The sequence below is a fragment of the Collinsella sp. TF07-1 genome (genome assembly GCF_003437235.1).
Taxonomy (GTDB): Bacteria; Actinomycetota; Coriobacteriia; order Coriobacteriales; family Coriobacteriaceae; genus Collinsella.
This window is the reverse complement of sequence record NZ_QSRV01000006.1, coordinates 1-24685: the sequence shown is the minus strand read 5'-3', so window position 1 is coordinate 24685 and position 24685 is coordinate 1. Positions and strand designations below refer to the sequence as shown.

Annotated in this window: 17 protein-coding genes, 6 tRNA genes and 1 pseudogene; 23 read left to right on the top strand and 1 reads right to left on the bottom strand. The window is 58.2% G+C overall.

Annotated elements, in window-relative coordinates:
* The first annotated feature begins 218 nt into the window (after nt 1-218).
* The 7 genes from DXC67_RS03525 to DXC67_RS03495 all read left to right on the top strand — a co-directional run bounded on the left by DXC67_RS03525 (nt 219) and on the right by DXC67_RS03495 (nt 4416).
* Nucleotides 219-295 (top strand) — tRNA-Arg (locus DXC67_RS03525).
* Nucleotides 296-649: 354 nt separating this feature from the next.
* A tRNA-Arg gene (locus DXC67_RS03520) sits at nt 650-726 on the top strand.
* 354 nt (nt 727-1080) lie between these two features.
* Nucleotides 1081-1157, top strand: a tRNA-Arg gene (locus DXC67_RS03515).
* A 159-nt stretch (nt 1158-1316) separates the two neighbouring features.
* Nucleotides 1317-1393, top strand: a tRNA-Arg gene (locus tag DXC67_RS03510).
* Between the two features lie 159 nt (nt 1394-1552).
* Nucleotides 1553-1629: transfer RNA gene (locus DXC67_RS03505), tRNA-Arg, on the top strand.
* Nucleotides 1630-1791: 162 nt separating this feature from the next.
* Nucleotides 1792-4233 carry a lipopolysaccharide assembly protein LapB gene (locus DXC67_RS03500; protein ID WP_117637376.1) on the top strand — a complete coding sequence of 814 codons (2442 nt, stop codon included), beginning with the start codon at nt 1792-1794 and terminating at the stop codon, nt 4231-4233.
* 92 nt (nt 4234-4325) lie between these two features.
* Nucleotides 4326-4416, top strand: a tRNA-Ser gene (locus tag DXC67_RS03495).
* Nucleotides 4417-4548: 132 nt separating this feature from the next.
* Here DXC67_RS03495 and DXC67_RS03490 read toward each other — a convergent pair.
* Nucleotides 4549-5889, bottom strand: a complete 1341-nt coding sequence (locus DXC67_RS03490; RefSeq protein ID WP_158551276.1) for a D-alanyl-D-alanine carboxypeptidase family protein — start codon at nt 5887-5889, stop codon at nt 4549-4551.
* A gap of 197 nt (nt 5890-6086) precedes the next feature.
* On the opposite strand from DXC67_RS03490, the gene DXC67_RS03485 reads away from it, so the two are divergent.
* The 16 genes and pseudogenes from DXC67_RS03485 to DXC67_RS03410 form a co-directional block, all read left to right on the top strand.
* Entirely contained in the window at nt 6087-6782 is a 696-nt protein-coding gene (locus tag DXC67_RS03485) for a response regulator transcription factor (RefSeq protein WP_117637374.1), read from the top strand.
* Nucleotides 6783-6807: 25 nt separating this feature from the next.
* A complete protein-coding gene (locus DXC67_RS03480) occupies nt 6808-8046 on the top strand; it encodes a sensor histidine kinase KdpD (RefSeq protein ID WP_117637373.1) in 1239 nt (412 codons plus the stop codon).
* Nucleotides 8047-8149: 103 nt separating this feature from the next.
* Complete coding sequence (gene pstB / locus DXC67_RS03475; RefSeq protein ID WP_199410587.1) at nt 8150-9025, top strand: phosphate ABC transporter ATP-binding protein PstB; 876 nt, start codon at nt 8150-8152, stop codon at nt 9023-9025.
* Nucleotides 9026-9089: 64 nt separating this feature from the next.
* The gene (locus DXC67_RS03470; protein ID WP_089572665.1) at nt 9090-9818 is read left to right on the top strand and encodes a response regulator transcription factor; all 729 of its coding nucleotides are present in this window, start codon (nt 9090-9092) and stop codon (nt 9816-9818) included.
* Between the two features lie 3 nt (nt 9819-9821).
* Complete coding sequence (locus DXC67_RS03465; RefSeq protein WP_117634258.1) at nt 9822-11246, top strand: cell wall metabolism sensor histidine kinase WalK; 1425 nt, start codon at nt 9822-9824, stop codon at nt 11244-11246.
* Between the two features lie 194 nt (nt 11247-11440).
* A complete protein-coding gene (locus DXC67_RS03460; protein ID WP_055250503.1) occupies nt 11441-12097 on the top strand; it encodes a YveK family protein in 657 nt (218 codons plus the stop codon).
* A 2-nt stretch (nt 12098-12099) separates the two neighbouring features.
* Nucleotides 12100-12837: a CpsD/CapB family tyrosine-protein kinase gene (locus DXC67_RS03455; protein WP_035136836.1), complete on the top strand. Its 738-nt coding sequence runs from the start codon at nt 12100-12102 to the stop codon at nt 12835-12837.
* A 17-nt stretch (nt 12838-12854) separates the two neighbouring features.
* Nucleotides 12855-13505 carry a tyrosine-protein phosphatase gene (locus DXC67_RS03450; RefSeq protein ID WP_055250497.1) on the top strand — a complete coding sequence of 217 codons (651 nt, stop codon included), beginning with the start codon at nt 12855-12857 and terminating at the stop codon, nt 13503-13505.
* A 39-nt stretch (nt 13506-13544) separates the two neighbouring features.
* The gene (locus DXC67_RS03445) at nt 13545-14045 is read left to right on the top strand and encodes a GNAT family N-acetyltransferase (RefSeq protein WP_117637372.1); all 501 of its coding nucleotides are present in this window, start codon (nt 13545-13547) and stop codon (nt 14043-14045) included.
* A 202-nt stretch (nt 14046-14247) separates the two neighbouring features.
* Nucleotides 14248-16272 (top strand): molecular chaperone HtpG, encoded by a 2025-nt coding sequence (gene htpG / locus DXC67_RS03440; protein WP_117637371.1) that lies wholly within the window; start codon nt 14248-14250, stop codon nt 16270-16272.
* 404 nt (nt 16273-16676) lie between these two features.
* The gene (locus tag DXC67_RS03435) at nt 16677-19451 is read left to right on the top strand and encodes a YhgE/Pip domain-containing protein (protein ID WP_233503147.1); all 2775 of its coding nucleotides are present in this window, start codon (nt 16677-16679) and stop codon (nt 19449-19451) included.
* Nucleotides 19452-21641, top strand: coding sequence for a YhgE/Pip domain-containing protein (locus DXC67_RS03430; RefSeq protein ID WP_117637369.1), 2190 nt, complete (start codon nt 19452-19454; stop codon nt 21639-21641).
* Between the two features lie 201 nt (nt 21642-21842).
* A complete protein-coding gene (locus DXC67_RS03425; RefSeq protein ID WP_117637368.1) occupies nt 21843-22826 on the top strand; it encodes a DMT family transporter in 984 nt (327 codons plus the stop codon).
* A gap of 116 nt (nt 22827-22942) precedes the next feature.
* Complete coding sequence (locus tag DXC67_RS03420; RefSeq protein WP_199410584.1) at nt 22943-24241, top strand: M20 family metallopeptidase; 1299 nt, start codon at nt 22943-22945, stop codon at nt 24239-24241.
* A 40-nt stretch (nt 24242-24281) separates the two neighbouring features.
* A complete protein-coding gene (locus DXC67_RS03415; protein WP_117637367.1) occupies nt 24282-24464 on the top strand; it encodes a hypothetical protein in 183 nt (60 codons plus the stop codon).
* 10 nt (nt 24465-24474) lie between these two features.
* Nucleotides 24475-24685, top strand: a pseudogene (locus tag DXC67_RS03410) (MFS transporter); the annotation flags it as partial.

The following is a 24685-nucleotide window of genomic DNA, read 5'->3' as shown; positions in this document are numbered from 1 at the left end:
CGCATGTTGAGTATCTCGTTTGCCGATTATGATTGTGCCCAGCGGGTGAGATCGCTCCTGAGGGAACTTGATGCTAAGTTTGACGTGATCGAAAAGCCAATCGATCGTACGGGGAACGACGGTATATGCGGAGCAGCATGACAAAACTGCGTTTCACAAAAAAGTTTGAGATTGTGCTTGACTCCAATAAGCTAAAGTGGTTTTATATATCTTGCGCTGCGGCGTTACCTCAGCTGGATAGAGGGTCTGACTACGAATCAGAACGTCATAGGTTCGAATCCTATACGCCGCACCAATTGAACTTGAAGCCTCCGGCAACGGGGGCTTTTCTTTTTTGGAGACCAGACAGGGATTCGAACCTCGGTCGAGGCGCGAGCGTGAAGCGGACGCGGAGCGTCCGTAGCGAGCGGGCGAGCACGCCGGCAGGCGGGCGAAGCCGGCGCGGATCCGCGGAACGGATGCGCGGAATCCTATACGCCGCACCAATTGAAATTCAAAGCCTCCGGCAACGGGGGCTTTTCTTTTATGGCAACACCGCATGGATTCGAACCTCGGTCGAGGCGCGAGCGTCTTAATCATCACTTCGTAAAATTTTTCCAAATTGTCGCTTGACCCATCGAGGGGTCACGTGCATAATAATCCGTGCGTTGCGGCGTTACCTCAGCTGGATAGAGGGTCTGACTACGAATCAGAACGTCATAGGTTCGAATCCTATACGCCGCACCAATTGAACTTGAAGCCTCCGGCAACGGGGGCTTTTCTTTTTTGGAGACCAGACAGGGATTCGAACCTCGGTCGAGGCGCGAGCGTGAAGCGGACGCGGAGCGTCCGTAGCGAGCGGGCGAGCACGCCGGCAGGCGGGCGAAGCCGGCGCGGATCCGCGGAACGGATGCGCGGAATCCTATACGCCGCACCAATTGAAATTCAAAGCCTCCGGCAACGGGGGCTTTTCTTTTATGGCAACACCGCATGGATTCGAACCTCGGTCGAGGCGCGAGCGTCTTAATCATCACTTCGTAAAATTTTTCCAAATTGTCGCTTGACCCATCGAGGGGTCACGTGCATAATAATCCGTGCGTTGCGGCGTTACCTCAGCTGGATAGAGGGTCTGACTACGAATCAGAACGTCATAGGTTCGAATCCTATACGCCGCACCAACTGAACTTTAAAGCTCCCGGCGACGGGGGCTTTTCTTATATCGCGATGCGTCGAAGATCGCGCCAAGCCCTCCAAATGATTAAAAATCAAATTCGATAACTTTTTTTGAAAAAATGCTTGACCATTATTCAGTCCCTGTGCATAATAATCAACAAGTTGCGGCGTTACCTCAGCTGGATAGAGGGTCTGACTACGAATCAGAACGTCATAGGTTCGAATCCTATACGCCGCACCAACTGAACTTTAAAGCTCCCGGCGACGGGGGCTTTTCTTATATCGCGATGCGTCGAAGATCGCGCCAAGCCCTCCAAATGATTAAAAATCAAATTCGATAACTTTTTTTGAAAAAATGCTTGACCATTATTCAGTCCCTGTGCATAATAATCAACAAGTTGCGGCGTTACCTCAGCTGGATAGAGGGTCTGACTACGAATCAGAACGTCATAGGTTCGAATCCTATACGCCGCACCATTTGAGATTAAAGCTCCCGGCAACGGGGGCTTTTCTTTTACGCCAGCTTGAGTGCTTTCGTCCAAAGGGACGATTTCCTGTCGACTCGTGTAAGATTCCGAGTAGATGTCGCGACTTATTCGCGACCACTCCTTCTCAAGCGACCGATCAGGGTGATATTTCGTGGCAGAGCGTCCGACATACAAGCTCAGGTTTCTCGATCCCAAGAAGCGCTTTCCGGCGATGCCCGAGCAGCCAGCGGGACGCTCGTATGGCGTGGTCTGGAAACTCTTTGGCGAGGATCAGCATGAATCTTGTTATGTCGTCGAATTCGTTGGCAAAAGCCATGTGTCGCTTTTGGGCTACGTAAGCGTTTCGGGTGAGGTGTACAAGGTGGACCGCCCCGTTAGCGAGGCTCCGCTGCCCAACGATCCCGACATGGAACTGGTCCTTGACGAGTCGGACTCCGGTATTGGTGAGATTATGGTGAGGGGAGCAAACGGCACGATGCGCGCGTGCGCGCGAACCGTCGGCTCTCCCGAAGGCCCCATGCGCGAGCAGTCCGACCACGAGACATGGAATTCGACCCGCTCCCTTCCTTACGGCGAGTTCATGGCATCGATGTTCCTGCGCTACGTGATATTCGCTGACTCCGAAAATGCCATTGCGAGCACGGCGGACGCCGGCGGACTCGACGAGGGTATGCAAAATGTTATCGACAAGATCAAGCTCGTAAAGTTGCCCGAGCCGGTCGAGGTGTTTTTGGGCTTTAACACGGCACCGCTCCCTGATGCTATCGAGACGCTGCTTTACCGCGTTGACCATGCCGAGAATCCGAGCGGTATCGAGCGCTATGCCGCCGCCCTTATGAGTGAAATTGACTTGCCCCGCTTGCGCACCATCGCCGCTAAGTCCGAGATGAGCCTGGCTCGCATCGATCGCTCAAAGCTTTTCTATCTCAATTTTGATCGTAGTCTGCTGGAGCAGGACGAAATTGACACGCTGCTCGCCATCGAGTGCCGTCTCAACCGCCTCTCCGGCATCCTTGAGCGCATCGGGGCTGGATTGGTCCCCGCGGCCTCGTCGCCGAGCCTTGAGGGCTGCGCGCTCTTCGATGCGTGGCATATCGCTAAGACGACCAACGATGTTCCCCGACTGCTCGATACGGCCTCGAGCGATAACCCGTGGGGCGAACCGGGTACGGTGGCTTGCCAACCGGGCGGTGAGTGGGATGTGCGTACCCGCTTCGCGCGTATTGTCGAGGCGCTTAACGTGGTCACGCGGCTCGACTATACCTATCGGGCAAACGTTGCCGAGGGGATTATGCTCGTTCGGTTTGGGCAGTCTGTCGTTGATGCCATGCCGCAACGTGAATACGACGCTCAAGATGACGCCTGGCACGAGCTGGACGAGGACACGCGCACGATCTGGGCCGCGGAGCACGATGCGCGCGTGGCGCTCACGCTTGCGGCAGCGTGTTTTGCCGCGGGCACCTGCATCACGCGCTGCTATGTGCAGATTGCTGCTCCCGACAGTGAGCAGGGCGAGCGCGTTGTTGCAACGTATTTCTTTGGGCGCGCGGCCTATCTGGCCGATTGCGTGCCTGTCGCCAAGGATCTTGAGAGTATAGACATGGACGATATGCCGTGCAAGCGTGTGCTTGAGGCATATGAGTCAACCGCTCCGGAGACGATTGAACCTGCGGAGGTTCATGCTCGTCCGCGTGATGACCATCGCATGCTGCCGCCGGCGCTGCGCGATCTGCTGCTTGCCGATACGGCTGACGAGCTGGAGGTCATGGAAGAGGACGACGACCCATACGTGGCCCGTGTTGTTGAATTGCGCGAGCAGGCAAAAGTCGACCGTACAGGTGCTTTTGAAGGCTTTTCCCGTCTTGTTGAGGAGTTGGAGGCTAAGTGCGCCGTCGCCGAGCTTTTGGCGACAGGTCCGGTTCAAACGCAGTTTTGCGATAACCAGCTGGTGCGCATGGTGCTACCGGTGTTGGAAGAAGACCGCTCTGTGCGAATCCTTCGTGCGCCCGATGCGCTGTACTTTGCCCAGCACGAGATCTGCAGCTTTTACGCCGAGCAAGAGGACTTTGAACGAGCACTGCCCGAGGTGCGCCATCTTTACGATCTGGCGCGCTCGTCCATGCAGTCGCACTTTGCGCTCATCAACGTGCTTGCGCGTCTGGAGCGCTTTGACGAGATTATCGAGGTGGCGCGCCACGGCCTACGTATTGCCAGCGATCGTTCTGCAATCGGCTACCTGTTCTATCGCTTGGCGTTTGCCTATTGGAATTGCGATCAGCTCGACCTGGCGCTGGCTTGTTACCGTCTGGTGCCGCGCGGCGAGGAGTCGGGCAGCAGCGCGCTGGAAGAAATGCAGGGCCTTATGAACGAGATGGGCGTCAGCGAGCCTCCGACGTTCGAGGAAGCGGTCGAGACCATCCATAAGGCTGGACTAGAGCTGCCGCCAGTGTCCGCCGTGACGAATCAGCTGGCAGATGCCGCTGTGCAACTGGTCGACAACGGTTTCTTTTTCCTGGCGCGCGGTTGTATCTTCCAAATGTGGCGCACCATGGGCAACGACGAGCTCGGCTCCCTCAACCGCTCGCTGGGGTAGGCGAAGCTTTCAAGAAGGAAAGGCTGCTAGGCAATTAGAAAATTTCCTCTTGCTCATCCTTGGCTGTTTGGTTACTATAGAACGGCTGTTACGGAGAGCTGACCGAGAGGCCGAAGGTGCTCGCCTGCTAAGCGAGTATGCCCCAAAAGGGCATCTGGGGTTCGAATCCCCAGCTCTCCGCCAGTACGAATTTGAAGAAGGGTCCCATTTGGGGCCCTTTTTATTATCAAGAATGGCGGCTGGGGATTCGAACCCTCAAAAAAAGGAGGCATCCTTTCGGACGCCTCCTTTCAGTGGACTTATTATTCTTGCGCCCTACACCTCGGGCGCCTTGGCGACGGTCTCGCTTTCTGCCGTGAGTGGGCGGTTGTCGATGCGACGGCCCAAGCGATCGAGCTTCACGAGCAGCCATTCAATGGGATTCGGCCCTGCGCCTTCCTCGTCGGCAACCAGGTCCATGACGGCGATCTTGGTGCCGTCCTGCTTGAGCGTGACGCTGCCCACCTTGTCGCCCACATGCACCGTGCCCGAAAGATCGTCGTAGCTAACCTTTTCGGTCACCTCGCCGGCAAGGGAAAACACGGTCGCTTGCGCCGTGGGATCGGCGAGTGTGGCGTCGATCGTCTTATCCGTCCAGTCGGTTTGACCAATGCGCGCCATAAGCGGGTTGCCGTTGGCGGTCTTTTCCTGTGTGTTGGCGATTGCGACCGTCACCTTGTGACCGTAGTACCAATTGGCAAGGGTTGCGGTATCGGTAAAGCGCTGGTCGGTGGTGGTGGAGTTCAAAACGACGGTGTAGATCTCGTCGCCGTCTCGGTTGTAGGCGCTCGTAAAGCAATACCCCGCGTCGTCGGTGGTGCCGGTCTTGCCACCGATGTTGCCATCTTGGCCCAGCAAATAGTTATGCGTGTCCATGGAATGCGAATGGTCGGTGCCGTCGGCGCCCGTGACCTCGATCCAGGAATCCTCGCTCGCTACGACCTCGCGGATCGTGTCGTTTTTCATGGCCTCCTGCATCATCAGCGCTACGTCGTGTGCGGTTGAGTGCATATCGCCAGCCCACTCATCAAAGTCCAGACCATGCGGGTTTTCAAAAAGCGTACCGGTGCAGCCGAGCTTCTTAGCGCGCTCGTTCATGGCCTTCACAAAGGTTGCCTCGGCGTCTTTGGTCTTAGGGTCGATCTTCTTGCCCACATATTCGGCGAGCACGATGGCGGCGTCGTTGCCCGAGGGAATCATCAGGCCGCGCAGTGCCTGCTTCACGGTGAGCTCGTCGCCTTCGAGTAGGCCGGCTGTTGAATTGCCCACGGTGGCTGCGGCGTTGCTCACCGTGGCCTTCTCGTCCATCTTGCAATTCTCGACGGTTAGGATTGCGGTCATGACCTTGGTGATCGAGGCAATCTTGACCTGCTCATCGGCGCCGCGGGCATAGTAGACGGTGCCGTCTTTGCCCATGACGAGGGCATTGGTCGCATCGATATCGGGCAGGTTTTCGGCCGTGATGCCGCGCGCATCGGCGGTTTTGCCGCAAACATTGTCGGTCGTGAGTACTTGGGCGCCGGCGACGGTGGGCACGCCAGCGGCAAGGGCGATAGCGCAGACAAAGCCGGCGGCAAGCTGGGCTGAGCGCTTTGCAAAAGAGGTGAGGGACTTCACGGATTTCGCTTTCGACGGGATGGTCTCTTCTGGAACTAGAGTATATCGTTTGCCGGCGTCGGCGATCATCGCGTGCGTGCGTGGCCCACATCCGCGCCCGAACGGGCACAAGGGTGCTTAAGGCCGACTTAATCACCCACGCTTGTTGTGTGTGGCATGCGCCCCCTCGGGCATAATGGAGCGCGAGAGGAGCACGCATGAACGAGCGCATTTTGGTAGTTGATGACGAAAAGGCCATCGCCGACTTGGTTGGTATCTACCTTACAAAAGAAGGCTTTGACGTACAGGTCGCCTATAGCGGGGCCGATGCTGCCAAGGCAATCTTGGAGCAGGAGTTCGATCTGGCGCTGCTGGATGTCATGCTGCCCGATATCGATGGGCTTGAGTTGCTGCGTACGATCCGTTCCAGCCATACCTATCCCGTGATCATGCTGACGGCGCGCGATGCCCAGCAAGACAAGATCGAGGGCCTTTCGCTTGGCGCGGACGATTACGTGGTTAAGCCGTTCCGTCCGCTTGAGCTCATCGCGCGCGTGCATGCTCAGCTTCGCCGCTACACCAGCTACGGTAGCCGCGCGCAGGTGGCCGAGTCGCCGATCATCCAGCTCGACGGCCTGGAGATCAACCGCGATGCTCGTTCCGTAATGGTGGACGGTGCGCCGGTGCGCCTCACGCCCATCGAGTATTCCATCTTGCTGTATCTGGTCGAGCATCGCGGCAGTGTGGTGGCCGTGGAGGATCTGTTCCGCGCGGTGTGGAACGAGGATTTTATGCCCGGCTCCAACAATACGGTGATGGTGCACATTCGCCACCTGCGCGAAAAGATCGGTGACGACGCTCAAAAGCCGCGCTTTATCAAAAACGTCTGGGGCGTCGGCTACATAATCGAATAACGCCTTTGATGGTGGGGAAGTGGATATGACAAAAGACGATAGGCAGGCATTCGAGGTGCCCGATCGACTCTTTGAATACGTGAGGTCGGTCGTCGACAACCGCGCGCTTGCAACGGTGCTGCTCTTTTTGCTGAGCCTGCTGCTGATTGGCATCGATAACATCGCTGGAATCTTGGCGGTGCTGCTTGTCGGCTTTTTGCTGATCGATCGATTTGAAATCGTACGCCGTTGCGTGGTGATTGGCGGTGCCGCGTGGGCCATGACGTTGGCGATTGGCGCCATGGCACTCGGCGGCATCGAAGGGCCGGTGCTGTTCGATGCCGGCTTTGTATTCAACATGCTTGGCTTTGTGCTGGCGCTTGCCGTGTGCGTGCTGTTCTTTTGCGGCCGCGCCCTGTACTACCAGGGCTATGAGCAGGGCGAGCAGCATGCCGATTGTGTGCTGGCCGCTCGTATTCAAGATCGCCTGATCGATCACCCCGACACCTGGGACAACATCGACGGCGACTTCCTGGAGGTCGAGGGCGCACTCAACCGTGTGCGCGATCGCGAGCGCAAGGTGCAACAGGCCTTGCGTGACGAGTCTCATCGCAAGGACGATCTGGTCACGTACTTGGCACATGACCTACGCACCCCGCTTGCCAGTGTGGTGGGCTATCTTTCGCTGCTGCAAGAGGCTCCTGAGCTGCCGGTTGAGCAACGTGCGCACTTTACGGGCGTGGCGCTCGACAAGGCGCACCGGCTCGATGCACTCATCGAAGAGTTCTTCGATATCACGCGCTTTGACTTCCACGATATCGTGCTCACGCGCGGCTATGTTGATCTGGGGTTGCTGCTGGCTCAGGTGGCTGACGAGTTCTATCCCATCCTCAACGAGCAACATAAGGAAGCCCAGGTTGATATTCGCGAGGACCTGACGGTGCTCGTGGATGGCGATAAGATGGCCCGCGTGTTTAACAACATCATGAAAAACGCCGTCGCCTATAGCTATGAGGGCTCGACTATCACGATTGAGGCCAGGCGCCAAGACGATGGCGGCGTGCGCGTGCGCGTTATCAATCAGGGCGATCCTATCCCTGCGGCTAAGCTCAAGGTGATCTTTGAGAAGTTCTATCGCCTGGATGCGGCGCGTGCGACCAATCGCGGTGGTGCCGGCCTGGGCCTTGCTATTGCCAAGGAGATCATCGCGGCACACGGCGGTACCGTTGCATGTGAATCGACGCCCGAACACACGATATTCACCATCGAGCTGCCCGCCGCATAGCTAGCGTGCCCTTACAAACACTTGACAATGTGCTCACGTGCGTATGAGCCGCGATTCCTACTATCGATACTGCTGAATTGATATCGATATGGAGGTGTGCGGTATGACGGCTGCTGCGGCTGTGGAGCCCACGGAGCTTGAAGAACTCATGGAAGCGCAGGCCGAGGCCGCGCATGAGCGCGAGGTTGGGGATGCGACTCGCCCCACGGCAGAGGATCTTGCCGCCTCGCCGACGCGCATCGACGTCGAGGGCCTCGACCTGTTCTATGGCGACCACCATGCGCTCAAGGACGTGAATATCAAGATCCGCGACAAGCAGATCACCTCGTTCATCGGGCCTTCGGGCTGCGGAAAGTCCACGTTGCTGCGCTGCTTTAACCGCATGAACGACGGCATCAAGGATTGCCGCATCGAGGGCAAGATTGCGCTCGATGGTCAAGATATCCTGGGCGATTGCGACATCTGCCGTTTGCGCCAGCGCGTGGGCATGGTGTTCCAACGCCCCAACCCATTTCCCATGAGCATCTACGACAACGTCGCCTACGGTCCTCGCGGTATGGGTGCGCGCGACCGCGCCGTGCTCGATGAGCTGGTCGAGGACTCCCTGCGTCGCGCTGCCCTGTGGGACGAGGTCAAGGACAAGCTCAAAGAGTCGGGCCTGGGTCTTTCGGGTGGACAGCAGCAGCGCCTGTGCATCGCCCGCGCACTTGCCGTGCAGCCCGACATTCTGCTGATGGACGAGCCGACTTCGGCACTCGACCCTGTGTCGACGTTGGTGGTGGAGCAGCTGGCCTGCGAGCTCAAGGAGACCTGCACGCTGGTGGTCGTGACGCACAACATGCAGCAGGCCGCGCGTATTTCCGATTCGGTTGCGTTCTTTTTGCTGGGTGAGCTGGTGGAGCACGCGCCCACCGCGCAACTCTTTAAGAATCCGTCCGATCCGCGCACCGCGGATTATTTGACGGGGCGTTTTGGCTGACGCTGTCTTTTACAGGTGCCTTTAGGGTTAAGATGCGGTCATATCGGCCGCAAAGGGGTTCAACATGATCTATTACGTCGAGGACGATGACAACATCAGGGATTTGACAGTCTACGCGCTGCGCAAGCAGGGAATCGAGGCCGAGGGCTTTTCGTGTGATGGCGAGTTTAAAGCTGCCGTGGCGCGACGGGTGCCCGATGCTGTGCTGCTCGATATCATGCTGCCCGACACCGATGGCTTGGCGATTATGCGTCGCCTGCGTGCCGATCGCCTGACGGCGACGGTGCCCATCATGATGCTTACCGCCAAGGACACCGAACTCGACAAGGTGATGGCGCTCGATGGCGGTGCCGACGATTACCTGACTAAGCCGTTTTCGCTCATGGAGCTTGCGAGCCGCTGCCGCGCACTGCTGCGTCGCGGCGGCATGGTCAAGCAGGCGAGCGATGTGCTCAGCGTGGGCGACATCGTGCTTTCGCCTAGCCATCGCGAGGTGACCGTTGCCGGCGAGCCGCTTAAGCTCACCCTGCGCGAGTTCGACCTGCTCGAGTACCTCATGCGCAAGCCCGGCGTGGTCTTTACCCGCGAGTCGTTGCTGCAGAGCGTGTGGGGCTGGGACTTCGACGGCGGTTCGCGCACCGTTGACGTGCACGTGCAGACGCTTCGCCAAAAACTGGGCGAGCATGCCAGCGCCATCGAGACCGTGCGCGGCGTGGGTTATCGCCTGGCCGAGCCTTCTGCCGGTGATGGTGCCGAAGGCGACGACACCGCGGCCACCGCATCGGAGGAGTAACCCGTGGTCTTCGCCCCCCAGGGAAAACATACGCTGTCGCACCGCGTTTTTGTGACGATCTTTGTCTGCGCCATGGCGGTTATCGTGGCGTTTACGGTGCTGGGTGCGTTCTTTGTGCAAAACACTTTGGCGGATGCCACGAGTGCCAATCTGGCGCAGGAAACCGAGCTCATTGCTGCCGCCCTCGACGAGCAGCAGGAGCCCATTCCGTTCTTGCGAAGCCTCGATCGCGAGGATCTTCGTATCACGCTGATCAATAAGGACGGATCTGTTGCCTACGACAACGAGGCGTCGCCTTCCACACTGCCCAACCATGGCGATCGCCCCGAGGTCATCGAGGCCTTTGAGAGTGGTTCGGGTTCCGCGGAGCGCGCAAGCTCTACACTCGACGAGATTATGCTGTATCGCGCCGTCACCCTTGATAACGGCCAGGTCGTTCGCTTGGCGCAGGCCCAGCCTGGCGTTGCGGCGATTTTGCTGTCGATGCTGGCGCCGATGCTGCTTATCGCAGCAGCGGGTGCAGTACTCTCGTTTTTTATGGCGCGCCGTGAGTCCCGTGCCATCATCGCGCCGTTGCAAGAGGTGGATTTGGATCACCCACGCCGTAGCTATGAGCACGCCTATGCCGAGATGGTCCCCATGCTTGAGCGCATCGAGTCGCAGCGCCAGGAACTCAAGCGCCAAATGGCGGTGCTAGCGGACAACGACCGTATGCGCCGCGAGTTCACGGCGAATATCACCCATGAGCTCAAGACGCCGCTTACGGCGATTTCGGGCTATGCCGAGCTCATCGCAAATGGCATGGTCGAGGGCGAGGACGACCTGCGCAACTTTGGCGGTCGCATCTATCGTGAGGCGGGCCGCTTGGCAGCGCTTGTCAACGACATCCTTACGCTGTCTAACTTGGACGAGGCCGAACGTGCAACTGAAGGCGAGGCAGTGCCCATTGGGTCCACGGAGCCTATTGAGCTCTCGCGTGCGATCTACGCGGTTGAGCAGCGTCTTGAACAGGTCGCCCGTCAGGCGAATGTGACGATAAGTCATGAGACCAAGCCTGTGGTCATCGAAGGCGTGTCGCGCTTGGTCGACGAGCTCATCTATAATCTGGCAAGCAACGCCATCCGCTACAATCGGCCCGGCGGTACGGTTACGCTGCAGTGCGGCACCAACGACGAAGGCCATCCGTTCCTCGCTGTCGCCGACACGGGAATCGGTATCGCGCCTGAAGAACAGGGCAAGGTATTTGAGCGGTTCTATCGCGTGGACAAGAGTAGGTCCAAGGCACGCGGCGGAACCGGCCTGGGGCTTGCCATTGTCAAGCATGCGGCCCTGTATCATCACGCCACGCTCGATCTGTCGAGCGAGTTGGGCGTGGGAACCACCATTACGGTGACGTTTCCCATACAGCAGGACGAGCCATTCGCATAGCGATACAACACAGATATTGATGTAGACGCCGCATTTGACTTTCGGGTGCGGCGTTGTTGTGCAATTTTACGATTGCTTCCGACATTTTTACAGGAGAGCCTGTTTCTTATGTATAGAGTTTGGTCTCGGTAAAAAGATGCGATAACATACGGACAGTTTGTCAATCCGAACTGGGGAAATGAAAGGCAAGCTGCATGACCCTTCTCGAACTGTTCCAGCTGCTGAAGAAGCACCTCAAGCTGGTCATCACCCTTCCGGTGGTCTGCGCGATCGCCATGGGCATCGTGTCCTTCGTTGCGATGGACAACACCTATACCGCGACGACGAGCATGTACATTCTCGCCAAGACCGACGATAGCGGTCAGATGAGCTACAACGATCTCTCGGCGAGCCAGATGCTTTCCAACGATATCGCCACGCTGCTGGATAGCGATAGCGTTAAGAGCGGCGCCGCCAAAGAACTGGGCCTCACCGATTTGGATGACTACAAGGTGTCTGTTTCCTCCGAGACCACCACGCGTGTCATTACGCTTTCGGTTACCGGCACCGATGCCAAGGAGACGGCTGAGGTCGCAAAGGCCATTGCCAGCTCGGTGAGTACGGTCGCTCAGAACGTCGGCGCTGCCCAGAGCATCAACGTTATCGACGAGGCTAAGACCCCCGAAGCCCCCAGCGGCCCCAAGCGCACGCTGTATATTGCCGTCGCGTTCCTCGCCGGTATCTTTATCGCAGTTGCCTATGTCGTTTTGGCAGACATGCTCAATACCCGCATCCGCGGTGCCGAAGAGGCAGAAGAGCTCCTGGGTATTCCCGTTGTTGGCCGAATTCCGGCTATGAAAGGTGGTAAATAGGCATGGCTAAGGCAAAGAACACCGATAAGCTCGTTGTACAGAATGCCGCCAAGACCCTTCTGGCCAATATCCGCTTTGCGAGCGTGGACGACCCCATTCGCACCATCACCGTTACCTCCTCGATTCCCAACGAGGGCAAGTCTACGGTTTCCATTAACCTTGCTCAGGCAATCGCCACGAGCGGCAAGAGTGTCCTGCTGGTCGAGGCTGATATGCGTCGCAGGTCCCTTGCCGATATGCTCGGCGTCCGCTCCCGCGGCGGACTCTATGCAGTCCTGTCCGAGCAGGTTTCTATCGACCAGGCGATTGTCGAGACGGGTCAGAAGAACTTCTACTTCCTCGATGCCGAGCCGCACATTCCCAATCCTGCCGACATCATCGTCTCCCATCGCTTTGCCAAGCTGGTAAAGGCACTGTCCGCCAAGTTCCAGTACGTCATCTTCGATGCTCCCCCGGTCGGCACCTTCATCGATGCTGCCGAGATCGCAAGTCTGACCGACGGTGCGCTTTTTGTCGTGCGTGAGGATTTCACCAAGCGCGAGGAGGCGCTCAACGCCATCGGTCAGCTTAAGAAGTCCGAGAAGGTCAAGCTCATCGGTACCGTCATGAATTACTGTGAGACCGAGACCAGCGAGTACTACTATTCTTACTACACCAAGGACGGTAAGAAGGTTAAGAAGGGCTCCGACGATCAGGGCACTTCCAAAAAGGGCATCTTCACCAACCGAGCAAACGTTTAGTTGATTAAGGCTGACCTATGCGTGACATTCATTGCCATATCTTGCCGGGTGTAGACGACGGCGCCGCCGATCTCGAAGAGAGCTTGGCGATGCTCGAGGCTGCCAAGCGGGCCGGTGTAACCAGAATCGTTTGCACTCCTCACTGCCGTGATCCCTATTTTGATTACGACAAGATGTGGGATGCCTTTGAGCTGCTGCGCGATAACGCTGACGGTTTTCCGCTCCAGATGGGCTTCGAGGTCAACCATCGAAAGCTCGTTGAGCTTGGTATCGATGCCGCGGATCACTTGCATTTCGATGGGACCAACGAGTTTCTGCTCGAGCTTTCGACGCATGCCGATGCGTATGCGTTTAGAGAGTACGAGAACACGATTTACGATTTGCAGTGCCGTGGCTACCAGGTGATCATCGCTCATCCTGAGCGCTATCGTGCGGTTCAAAAGGATGTAAGCGTGGCGGAGCGCCTGGTCGATATGGGCTGCAAGCTGCAGGCTTCGGCGGACTTTATTGCCGGCGGTCGCTTTGGTCGCGAGAAAAAGCCGGCACAGCGCCTGTTCGATCAGAACCTGTACAGCTTCATCGCGAGCGATGCCCATAACGTGGGTCATTACGATTGCCTGGCGAAGGCTCGCGCGAAGTTTAGCGTGCGCGGAGCTCATTTTCGCTAAAATCTGTCCCTAACGTTCGCATTGAATGAAAGGGCAGCCATGGATATCCAACTTAAGACAGGATGCTTTGATGACGCGGCGTTGGTGCGCCGCGTCGTTTTTATGGACGAGCAGGGCTACGAGAATGAGTTTGACGCTATCGACGAGGATCCGAACTGCATTCATGTGACGCTCTATGTAGACGGTGAGCTTGCCGGTTGCTCGCGCGTGTTTCCCGAAGAACTCGAGCGCGCAGCTGACGCAGAGGCTCCGGTGTCGCCGGCGTGCGACTTGGACGAAGGCGTCGCGGCGGGGGAGACCTACATTATGGGGCGCGTGGCCGTGCTGCCGAGCATGCGCCGTCGCGGTTTGGCGAGCAAGATTGTCGAGGCCAGTGATACGTGCGCGCGTGATGCCGGCGCCAAGCTCATTAAGCTGCATGCGCAGGAATACGTGCTGCCGCTCTATGCCAAGGCGGGTTACACGCAGATTGCCCCGGTGGACTACGAAGACGAGGGCCAGCCCCATGCTTGGATGGCCAAGCGCGTAGATGGCAGATAGGGACGTTCCTTTCCTGCCGGCAGTCGGGGACACTCCTTGGCAATTGGCGCATCAGAGCGTTTGGACATACAGTTTTTCGATTCCGTATGTATATATGCGCGCTAATGGGTTATAAAATCTAAGTCTGAACATAGCAGGTCTGCGATGCGGCTCGGGCAACCGGGCCGTTTTTGCGGACGGGGGTAGCGCGAAAGGACTGCACATGCGTCAATTTAAGACCGAGAGCAAAAAACTGCTCGACCTCATGATCAACTCCATCTACACCAATAAGGAAATCTTCCTGCGCGAGCTTATCTCCAACGCGAGCGACGCCGTCGACAAGCTCAACTTTAAGAGCCTGCAGGACCCGAGCGTCAAGCTCGACCAGGGCGACCTGGCTATTCGTGTTTCCTTTGATAAAGATGCCCGTACCATCACCATTTCGGATAACGGTATCGGCATGACCGCCGAGGAGCTTGAGCGCAATCTGGGCACCATCGCCCATTCCGGCTCCGAGGAGTTTAAGACTGAGAACGCCGAGCAGCAGGGTTCCGATGTCGACATCATCGGTCAGTTTGGCGTGGGTTTCTACTCCGCCTTTATGGTCGCCAGCCACGTGAAGGTCGTCAGCCGCGCTTATGGCGAGGATATCGCCCACGTTTGGGAGTCCGACGGTCTTGAGGGCTACACCATCGAGGATGGCGAGCGTGCTGAGCACGGTACCGATGTCATCCTGACGCTGCGCGAGAACGAGAAGCTCGACGCCGACGGCGAGGCCGAGACCTACGATCGCTTCCTGACCGAGTGGGGCCTCAAGAGCCTGATTCAGCAGTACAGCAACTATGTGCGCTACCCGATTCAGATGATGGTGTCCAAGAGCCGCCAGAAGCCCAAGCCCGAGGATGCTGGCGATGACTACACGCCCGAGTACGAGGACTACCAGGAGCTCGAGACCGTCAACTCAATGACGCCGATCTGGAAAAAGCGCAGCTCCGATGTCGAGCAGAAGGACTACGACGAGTTCTACAAGTCAACGTTCCACGACTTTGACGATCCTGCACGCACCATCAGCTTCCATGCTGAGGGCACGCTCGAGTACGACGCCCTGCTGTTTGTGCCGGGCCGCGCCCCGTTCGATCTGTACAGCAAGGACTACGAGAAGGGCCTGGCGCTCTACAGCTCCAACGTGCTGATTATGGAGAAGTGCGACGACCTGCTGCCCGACTACTACAACTTTGTCCGTGGCGTCGTGGATTCCGCCGACGTGTCGCTCAACATCTCGCGCGAGACGCTGCAGCAGAACCGTCAGCTCAAGGCTATCGCCAAGCGTGTGGAAAAGAAGATTACCGCCGACCTTGAGGACATGCGCGACAACGACCGTGAGGCATACGAGAAGTTCTTTGAGAACTTTGGTCGCGGTCTGAAGTACGGCATCTACTCGAGCTACGGCATGAAGGCCGACGAGCTCGCCGACCTGTTGCTGTTCTGGTCTGCCAAGGAGCAGAAGATGATCACCCTTGCCGAGTATGCCAAGGGCATGCCCGAGGGCCAGAAGGCAATCTACTATGCCGCCGGCGATTCGCGCGAGCGTCTGGCCAAGATGCCCGTCGTGAAGGGCGTGCTCGACCGCGGCTACGATGTATTGCTGCTGACGCAGGACGTGGATGAGTTCACCTTCCAGGCCATGCGTGAGTACGTGGCTGCCGATATGCCCAAGGTCTACGAGGATGACGCTGCTCGCGAGGCTGCCGAGAAGGCAGTTGCCGATGGTGCCGAGCCCGAGGTCGAGGATCGTCACCTGGAGCTTAAGAACGTCGCGACCGGCGATCTTGACATGGCGACCGATGACGAGAAGAAGGAGGCCGAGGACGCCACCAAGGAGAACGAGGATCTCTTTAACGCCATGAAGGAGGCGCTCGGTGACAAGGTCGAGAAGGTCGCCGTCTCTGCGCGTCTGACTGACGCTCCCGCCTGCATCACCACCGAGGGTCCGCTTTCGCTCGAGATGGAGAAGGTGCTCCAGAAGGGGCCCGAGGGCGCGCCCGACGGCATGCCCAAGAGCCAGCGCGTGCTCGAGCTCAACGCCAAGCACCCGGTCTTTGACAAGCTTGTCGCTGCCCAGAAGGCAGGCGACGCCGATAAGATCAAGCAGTACTCCGGCTTGCTCTACGATCAGGCCCTGCTGGTCGAGGGCATCCTCCCCGAGGACCCCGTTGCCTTCGCGGCGGCTGTTTGCGAGCTTATGTAACTAGGGGGTTACGCGGTTCTACGAACCGCGTAACCACTCGACGCTGCAAACGCCCCTAAGCGGCAATCTGACGTTCAATCGTCGGTCGCGTACCGAAGTACGCTTCCCTCCTCTTTCACGTCACCTTGCTCGCTTAGGGGCGTTTTCGCTGACTTATGCTCAACCTGCGACGCTTTCGTGGCCCAATGACTACCCGATGACTATTCGGATTGCTAATTTGTGCGGGTTGTGGTTTTGTGACCTGCTGAAATTTAAGATACTGTACAACTGTACGTTAACTCATCTTCGTAGTATATTGCTACCCGCAAAACTCAGCACCATTGTGCCGTGAGGCACTAAAGCGCCTACGTACAATGGTTATCGATAGTACGATTCGATTCAACGACAGGATGGATGGTCCAAGCGTGAGTCTCGGCAGCAAACTATCCAACGCAAAGGTCTCCTTTGCGATATTTAAGCGCGACATTAAGCGACTGCTTATGAACCCCGTCGCCCTGGTGGTTACCTTGGGCGTGTGCGTCATTCCCTCGCTGTATGCCTGGTACAACATCGTTGCCAACTGGGATCCGTACGGAAATACCCAGGGCATTAAAATCGCCATCGCCAACAACGATCAGGGCACCCAGAATGACTTGGTGGGCGAGCTCAATGCAGGCGATAAGGTGGTCGACCAGCTCAAGGAAAACGATCAGCTGGGCTGGACCTTCGTCGACTCGGCTGCCGATGCCAAAGAGGGCGTCGAGAGCGGGGAATACTACGCGGCGATCGTAATCCCCAAGAACTTCTCCGACAATCTTGTCTCGATGCTCGATGGCAATTACCATCAGCCGAAGCTCACCTATTACGTCAATGAGAAGAAGAGCGCCATTGCGCCCAAGGTCACCGATACCGGTGCCAACACCATCGAGGAGCAGATCAACTCGGAGTTTGTCTCCACGGTGGGCGAGACTGTTGCCAGTATCGCCAAGGATGCCGGTGTCGATTTAAAGGACAAGGCAACCCAGACTCAGGACTCGCTGACAAGTTCGGTGTCCGAGGCATCCGACACCTTGGGTGAGGTGCGCGATTCGATTGGCGATATGAATGCCGCCATCGATAAGACGAGCGGCGCTATCGCCTCGGCTGATGCCGCGTTGGCGGGCCTGCAGGGTCAGACGCCCTCTCTAACGCAGGCAATCGCTCAGGGCAATGACCTGCTGGGCGAGGCTCGCGCTACGGCGGGCAACTCTGTCGCCTCGCTCTCCAAGGCGCTCTCGGAAGGCAGCCTTGCGCTCACCAAGACGTCAGCCTCTGCGAACGCTGCGATTGGCAAGCTGACGGGCACAGTCACATCTACGACCACCCGCATCGACAACTCACTCGAGTCTCTCCAAGCGACGATCGATCACAATAAGGCCGTTATCGGGCATTTGGAGATTCTCGTCAATGACACGTCGACAGGTTCCGAGGAAATTGACGCGCGCATTGTATCGACCATCGATTTGCTCCGCGAGCAGAATGAAAAGCTTCAGAGCATCAAGGACGGTCTGTCTGCGCAGTCGAGCGCCATGGCGAATGACGCCGCGGCCGTCTCGGGTGCAAGCGACGCTATCAATAACGCAATTCAGACCGGTGCGACCAACCTTGGCCAGGCCCAGACGAACCTGGGTCAAAACGCGCTGCCGAAAGCCTCGAGCGCGCTCGATTCCTTTGCCGCCGTTTCGGGCGATTTGACCGGCATTGTGTCGGGTATGACCCCCACGATAGCGAGCGCGCGCGGCACGCTGGCGCAGCTCGACGCCACGCTCAAGCAGGCAAAGACCACGCTGTCCCAAACCGACGCCTCCCTTGCCAAGGTTCAGGACAAGCTCGCGACCGCCGCCAATGACATTGCGGCGCTGCAGACCTCTGAGTCTATGGGCGAGTTAGCCGACCTCATGGACGTCGACGTCAATGACGTGGCAGATTTCATGGCATCTCCGGTTGAGCTCGCGTCCAAGTCGATCTATCCAGTCAAGAGCTTCGGCTCGGGCATTGCCCCGTTCTATACCAACCTAGCGCTTTGGGTGGGCGGCTACGTGCTTATCGCCATCTACAAGCTCGAGGTCGACCGCGAAGGCATCGGCAGCTTTACCGCGCGTCAGGGTTACTTTGGCCGCTGGTTGCTACTGGTGATCCTGGGCGCGTTGCAGGCCATCATCGTTACGGTAGGCGATCTGGTGATTGGCGTGCAGTGCGTCAGCCCGCTGCTGTTCGTGCTGGGCGGCATCGCCATTTCGTTCACCTACGTCAATATCATCTATGCGCTGTCCACCACGTTTAAGCATATCGGCAAGGCTATCGGCGTCATTCTCGTCATCGTGCAGATCCCCGGTTCGTCGGGCATGTACCCCATCGAGATGATGCCCGGCTTCTTCCAGTGGCTGCACCCGCTGCTGCCCTTTACCTACGGCATCAATCTGCTGCGCGAGACGGTCGGCGGCATGTATTCGTTCAACTACCTGTTTAACCTGTGCATTCTGGGCGTGTTCTTGATCGTGGCGCTCTTTATCGGCCTGCAGCTGCGTCCGCTGCTGCTCAATCTCAACCTTCTCTTTGATAAACAGCTTTCCACGACCGGTATGATGATTTGCGAGTCCAACGACCTGCCGCGCCAGCGCTACTCGCTGCGCACGGCCATGCGTGTCATGCTCGATTCCGATTCGTACCGTCGCGAGCTGCTCGATCATGCCGTGGCGTTTGAGCATCGCTACCCGTACTACATCAAGGGCGGTTTTGCCGCCGTGGTAGGCGTGCAGGTTCTGCTCTTTGTGCTTTCGACGGTGCTCGATATCGACAATAACGGCAAGATCATCCTGCTCGTTATCTGGATCATTTCGGTTATCGCCATCTGCGGCTGGCTCATCAACATCGAATACATCCGTGCGAGCCTCAATACCCAGATGCGTATCTCGGCGCTTTCGGACGAGGACCTTCGCCGCGAGATGCGCGAGCACACGGCTGCCATCCCTGCCGCCCGTCGCATGTTTGGTCTCAACGCCAGCGAGCGTGGCGCCAAGGGAGGCGAACAGCCTACGAGCCGTCTGCCGCATATCGGTGCGCATCGTAAGGCTCAAGATGCCGACGGCGCTGACAACGTAAACGGAAACGACGGGGACACCACCCTGTTTGGCAAGCACTCTAAAGGAGGTGAGGCATAAATGAAAAACATCCTGCACCTGTTTAAGCGTGATGTCCAAAACGTGTCTCGCTCCGTGATCGGCATGGTCGTCGTGATGGGCCTGATCATCGTTCCGTGTCTCTATGCATGGTTTAACATCGCCGGCAGCTGGGATCCCTACGGCAATACCGGCAACCTTAAGATTGCAGTGGTCAACACCGACGAGGGTTACGAGAGCGATCTGATTCCCGTCGAGGTCAACGTGGGCGAAAACGTAACCGCCACTCTGCGCGGCAACGAGAACTTTGACTGGGTCGTTCTCAACGACCGCGATAAGGCGATTGAGGGCGTTAAGTCGGGCGCGTACTACGCTGCCGTCGTTATCCCTAAGACGTTTAGCGCCGACATGATGACGCTCTTTTCGACCGACGTGAAGCACGCCGATATCGAGTTCTACGAGAACCAGAAGGCCAACGCCATCGCGCAGATCGTGACCGAGAAAGGCTCGAGCGCCGTCCAGAGTCAGGTCAACGAGACCTTTACCGAAACCATTACGAGCATCGGTCTTAAAACCGTGTCCAGCCTGCTCGATTACATGAGCACCGATCAGGTCAGCAGCTTTATCGCCAACCTGTCCTCGACACTGGGCGATTCGGTCGAGGACCTGCAGGACGTTCAAGCCAACGCGACTTCGCTGGCGGGCATTTTGAGCTCGACCTCCGATTCGTTGACGTCGGCGAGCGGTATGCTCCAGCAGACGGGTAAGGTCGATGAATCTACCAAGCAGTTGATGGAGCACGCCGAGAGCGGCATTAGTGATTCCAAGGAAGCACTCAAGGCCGCCAACGACGCCATCAACGCCGCGATTGACGGAAGTGCGGGCTCGTTTGACAACGTGTCCGCCGAGCTCGCGAAGGCTTTCGACGCCGCAAACCAGCATGTCCACGTTACGGTGACCCAGCTCAACGAAGCCGCGTCGGCACTCGAATCGCGCGCCAAGGAAATCGACGACACGGCCGACCAGCTCCGCAGCTTTGCCGATCAGGTGAGTGACGAAAAGCTCCAGGACAGCCTCAAGTCTGTGGCTACATCGCTGGGCAGGATCGCGACGGAGTATCGTAACAATGCCAACGACCTGAGGGCAACCGCAAAGTCCCTTTCCGACAGCATGGCAGAGGTCAACAGCACGCGTGCCGAGGTCGACCAGGCCATCGCCGATGCCAAGGCGGGCATCTCGGGCGCTAAGTCCGACTACGATTCCACATTCTCGGTCAAGGCCAAGGAGCTCAAGAAAACTATTTCGGGCGTTCTGGATTCGCTCGACGGCATCTCGGGCGACCTAGATAGCGCTGTTGCCGGCCTGACCGACGCATCCGGTTCGCTGGCAAAGGGTCTCTCCAAGGCCGCAAAGCTGGTCAACAAGGCTTCCGATCAGCTGGGCGAGGCGTCGGACAAGATCAGCGCGTTCAAGGACGAGCTCGACGGCGCCCTGATGTCGGGTGACCTGGCGACGATCAAGACGATGATCGGCAACGACCCCGAGGGCCTGGCCGTGTCGCTTTCCGGCCCCGTTGCGCTCGACCGCAAGCCGGTCTATCCGATCCGCAACTACGGTTCGGCCATGGCGCCGTTCTATACGATTCTGTCGCTCTGGGTCGGCTCGATCGTACTGGCGGCCATGATGAAGGTCTCGGTCGACGACGAGCTCATCAACGAGCTCATCCCCGTACGCCTGCACGAGATCTATCTGGGCCGTTACCTGTTCTTTGGCGGTTTGGCCCTGCTGCAGGCAACGCTCGTGTGCGCGGGCGACATTCTGTTCTTTGGCATTCAGTGCGACAACCCGCTGCAGTTTGTGCTGGCGGGCTGGGTCGCGAGTCTCGTGTTCTCCAATATCGTCTACACGCTTACGGTTTCGTTTGGCGATATCGGCAAGGCGCTCGCTGTCGTGCTGTTGGTCATGCAGGTCGGCGGTTCGGGCGGCACGTTCCCCATCGAGATGACCGGCCCCGTGTTCCAGGCGATCTATCCGTTCCTGCCGTTTACTCACGGCATCAACGCCATGCATGCCGCCATGGCTGGCGCCTACCATATGGAGTACTGGGTTGAGTTGGGTATTCTGGCGAGCTATCTGATTCCGTCGCTGGCCCTGGGCGTCGTCTTCCGCCGTCCGGTCATCAAAGCCAACGACTGGATTATCGAAAAGCTGGAGTCGACCAAATTGATTTAATACAGCAACGTAAACGCCGTCGGAACATCGAGGATTTCTGTTCCGACGCTTTAGTTGAGTGAATTGCATGGGCTGCTTGGTTGTTGCTACAGTAGCGGGGCGTGCCGGGGGTCCGGTGCGCCCTGTTTTTATTTGACCATGAGGCGGCATGCGGTCACGCGCGTGCGGACACCACGCCCAGATTGAGCGCGAGGATGCCCTATGCCCCAGCATGTCACTGACAATATCGAAATGATGCCCGATGGCCCTGTGGCTCGCGAGGACCTGGGTGCGGGCGGCACCTCCCGTGGTGCCGGTGCTCGTTCGCCGTTGTTCTGGAAAGTTCTACTGCTTTCGGTGGCGATTATCTGGGGTTACTCCTTTACCACTATGAAGGACGCGCTCGACACCATTCCGGTGTTTGAACTGCTCTACGTGCGCTTTCTGCCTGCGGCGTTGGTCATGTTTGTCATCTTCCACAAGCGCATCATCGCGCACCTCAACGCCCGCAATCTTATCGTCGGACTTGGAATGGGCACACTTATGTGGGCCGCCTACGTCCTGCAGACGGTCGGTCTGGCGCACACCACGGCGGGCAAGAACGCGTTTTTGACGGGTACGTACTGCATCCTCGTGCCCTTTGCGAGCTATTTTCTGAGCGGCGAAAAACTCACCCGCTATAATCTGGGCGCGGCACTGCTGTGCTTGGCGGGCATTGGCCTGGTGGCGCTTGATAGCGTCGAGTTCAACATCGGCGATGCCATTACGCTGGGCGGCGCGGTTTTCTTCGCCATCCAGATGGCGGTGACCGCCAAGTACGGTCGCAAAATGGACATCAACGTCATCACGTTTTGGATGTTTGTGGGCAATGGCGTGCTGAGCCTGATCTCGTCGCTGCTATTCGAGACCCAGGCGCCTCTGTCCGTGTGGACGCCGAATTTTATCTGTGTGATGGCGTTTCTCTCGGTGGGCTGCACATGCGTGGCTCTGCTCATCCAAAACGTCGGCCTGGCGCATGTCCCGGCTTCGACGGGCTCGCTGCTCCTTTCGATGGAGTCGCCTTCGGGCGTGTTGTTTTCGGTGCTGCTGATGGGGGAGGCGCTCACCTCGCGCCTGCTCGCCGGCTTTGTGCTTATCTTCCTGTCGATTATCTTGAGCGAGACTCACTTCGATTTTTTGCGTCGAAAGCCGCGCCCGCAATTGTAAACAACTTGTTGCGCCGCCCTCCTGGGGCGGCATTTTTTATGCCTCGCCCTTAAAGTTGTACCTTGCGCTTTACGCTATCAAAGTGCTTACTGCAAAAACGTTACTGGAGGGCATTTATGGCACTAGCTCAGTCCGATCTTCAACCGCAATCAGCGTCCAAGGCCACCGTGGCGGCGCAGGCCGCTATCGGTGACGGTCTTGTTGCAGAAGCTCAGGCGTTTGCCAACGAGCTTGCCACATGGCGCCATGATCTCCATCAAACGCCTGAGCTCGGTAACAACCTTCCGCAGACGTCCGCCTTTATCCAGGCGCGTCTGGACGAGATGGATATTCCCTATGCCGTGCTTGTTGACGGCTCCTGTGTCGTTGGCCTAATCGGTGCCGGCGCGGCAGCTGCTGCTCGGGGTAACGGTACGTGCACGGACAAACAGGCCGGTACGGTCATCATGCTCCGTGGCGACATGGATGCCCTGCCTGTTGCTGAAGAGTCAGGCGAGCCTTTCGCCTCTACGAACGGCTGCATGCACGCATGCGGACACGATATGCACGCGACGGCGCTGCTTGGTGCGGCGCGCCTGCTCAAGGCCCGCGAGTCCGAGCTTGTCGACGCCAACGCCACGATTAAGTTGCTGTTCCAACCGGGCGAGGAAACCTTTGAGGGTGCCCGCGCCGCCATCGCCGACGGTCTGCTGCAGAACCCGCGTCCCCAGGCCGCCTTCGCCATACATGTCAATAGCCAGTCGCCGCTTGGCCTGGTGCTCTACGGCAGCCCGGCGCTCTCGGGCGTGTACGGTTTTCGCATCACGCTTCAGGGCAAGGGCGGCCATGGCTCGAGCCCCGAGATCTGCATCGACCCCATCACGGCCGGCGTCCATGTGCATCTGGCGCTTCAGGAGCTCATCTCCCGCGAGGTGCCGGCGGCCAAGGAGGTCGCGCTTACCATTGGCAAGTTCGCCGGCGGTCAGGCCGCAAATGTCATTCCCGACACTTGTGTGCTTGAGGGAACGCTGCGTGGCTTCGACGTCGAGCTCATGGAGCACCTCAAGACCCGCATCGCCGAGGTCGTCAACGGCGTGGCCGCAACGTATCGCACGCCGGCGACTATCGAGACGCTTTCGGATGTTCCGCCGCTGGTACTCGACGACGGCATGACGCAGGCGTCGCTTGGCTACGTGGGCGCGGTGCTGCCCAAGGCTGCCTTCCTGCCGCTGTTCCACGCCATGGCGAGCGAGGACTTCGCGTTGATCTCGAGCGAGATCCCGAGTGCGTACTTTACCGTGGGCGCTGCCGTGACTGATACGGACGAGCATTTTGCTCAGCATCATCCCAAGGCACGTTTTAGCGATGCCGAGCTTCCCCTTGGCGCCGCGGCTTATGCCGCCGTCGCTTTGGGCTACATCGCCGACCACCGGTAGCACCCAATCTTGCTACTCGTTTGTTTAAAAAAGGAACAGCATGTCTCAGCAACGTAAGCTCTTCCCCGGCTGGCTCGTGGTGGCCTCTGGCTTCGTGATCATGGCCACGTGCTACACGATTTTCGTCAACTGCATGAGCCTGTTCCAGCCGTTGATCGTCAGCGACCTGGGCATTTCCCTTGCGCAGTACACCATCTCCAACGCTCACGATCGCTGCGTCTAAGCAGTTTGGCATGGCCGACCTGGGTAAGGTCACGGGCACCATTACCTCGCTCGAGATGGTTGGCGGCACGGTGGGCGCCATCGTCTCGGGAATACTGTTCGATGCCACGGGCTCCTTTGCGAGCACCTGGATTGTGTGCCTGGCATGCTCCGTTGTCATGCTCGTGTTCCTGCTGGCATCCGAGTCCATCGCCGCCAAGCTGCGCGCGAGCGTGGCGGGGG

Excerpts from the sequence above, each read along its gene's own strand:
- DXC67_RS03485 (WP_117637374.1), top strand. The coding sequence starts at position 6,087 with ATGAACGAGCGCATTTTGGTAGTTGATGACGAAAAGGCCATCGCCGAC.
- DXC67_RS03480 (WP_117637373.1), top strand. The coding sequence starts at position 6,808 with ATGACAAAAGACGATAGGCAGGCATTCGAGGTGCCCGATCGACTCTTT.
- pstB (WP_199410587.1), top strand. The coding sequence starts at position 8,150 with ATGACGGCTGCTGCGGCTGTGGAGCCCACGGAGCTTGAAGAACTCATG.
- DXC67_RS03470 (WP_089572665.1), top strand. The coding sequence starts at position 9,090 with ATGATCTATTACGTCGAGGACGATGACAACATCAGGGATTTGACAGTC.
- DXC67_RS03460 (WP_055250503.1), top strand. The coding sequence starts at position 11,441 with ATGACCCTTCTCGAACTGTTCCAGCTGCTGAAGAAGCACCTCAAGCTG.
- DXC67_RS03455 (WP_035136836.1), top strand. The coding sequence starts at position 12,100 with ATGGCTAAGGCAAAGAACACCGATAAGCTCGTTGTACAGAATGCCGCC.
- DXC67_RS03450 (WP_055250497.1), top strand. The coding sequence starts at position 12,855 with ATGCGTGACATTCATTGCCATATCTTGCCGGGTGTAGACGACGGCGCC.
- DXC67_RS03445 (WP_117637372.1), top strand. The coding sequence starts at position 13,545 with ATGGATATCCAACTTAAGACAGGATGCTTTGATGACGCGGCGTTGGTG.
- htpG (WP_117637371.1), top strand. The coding sequence starts at position 14,248 with ATGCGTCAATTTAAGACCGAGAGCAAAAAACTGCTCGACCTCATGATC.
- DXC67_RS03430 (WP_117637369.1), top strand. The coding sequence starts at position 19,452 with ATGAAAAACATCCTGCACCTGTTTAAGCGTGATGTCCAAAACGTGTCT.
- DXC67_RS03425 (WP_117637368.1), top strand. The coding sequence starts at position 21,843 with ATGCCCCAGCATGTCACTGACAATATCGAAATGATGCCCGATGGCCCT.
- DXC67_RS03420 (WP_199410584.1), top strand. The coding sequence starts at position 22,943 with ATGGCACTAGCTCAGTCCGATCTTCAACCGCAATCAGCGTCCAAGGCC.
- DXC67_RS03415 (WP_117637367.1), top strand. The coding sequence starts at position 24,282 with ATGTCTCAGCAACGTAAGCTCTTCCCCGGCTGGCTCGTGGTGGCCTCT.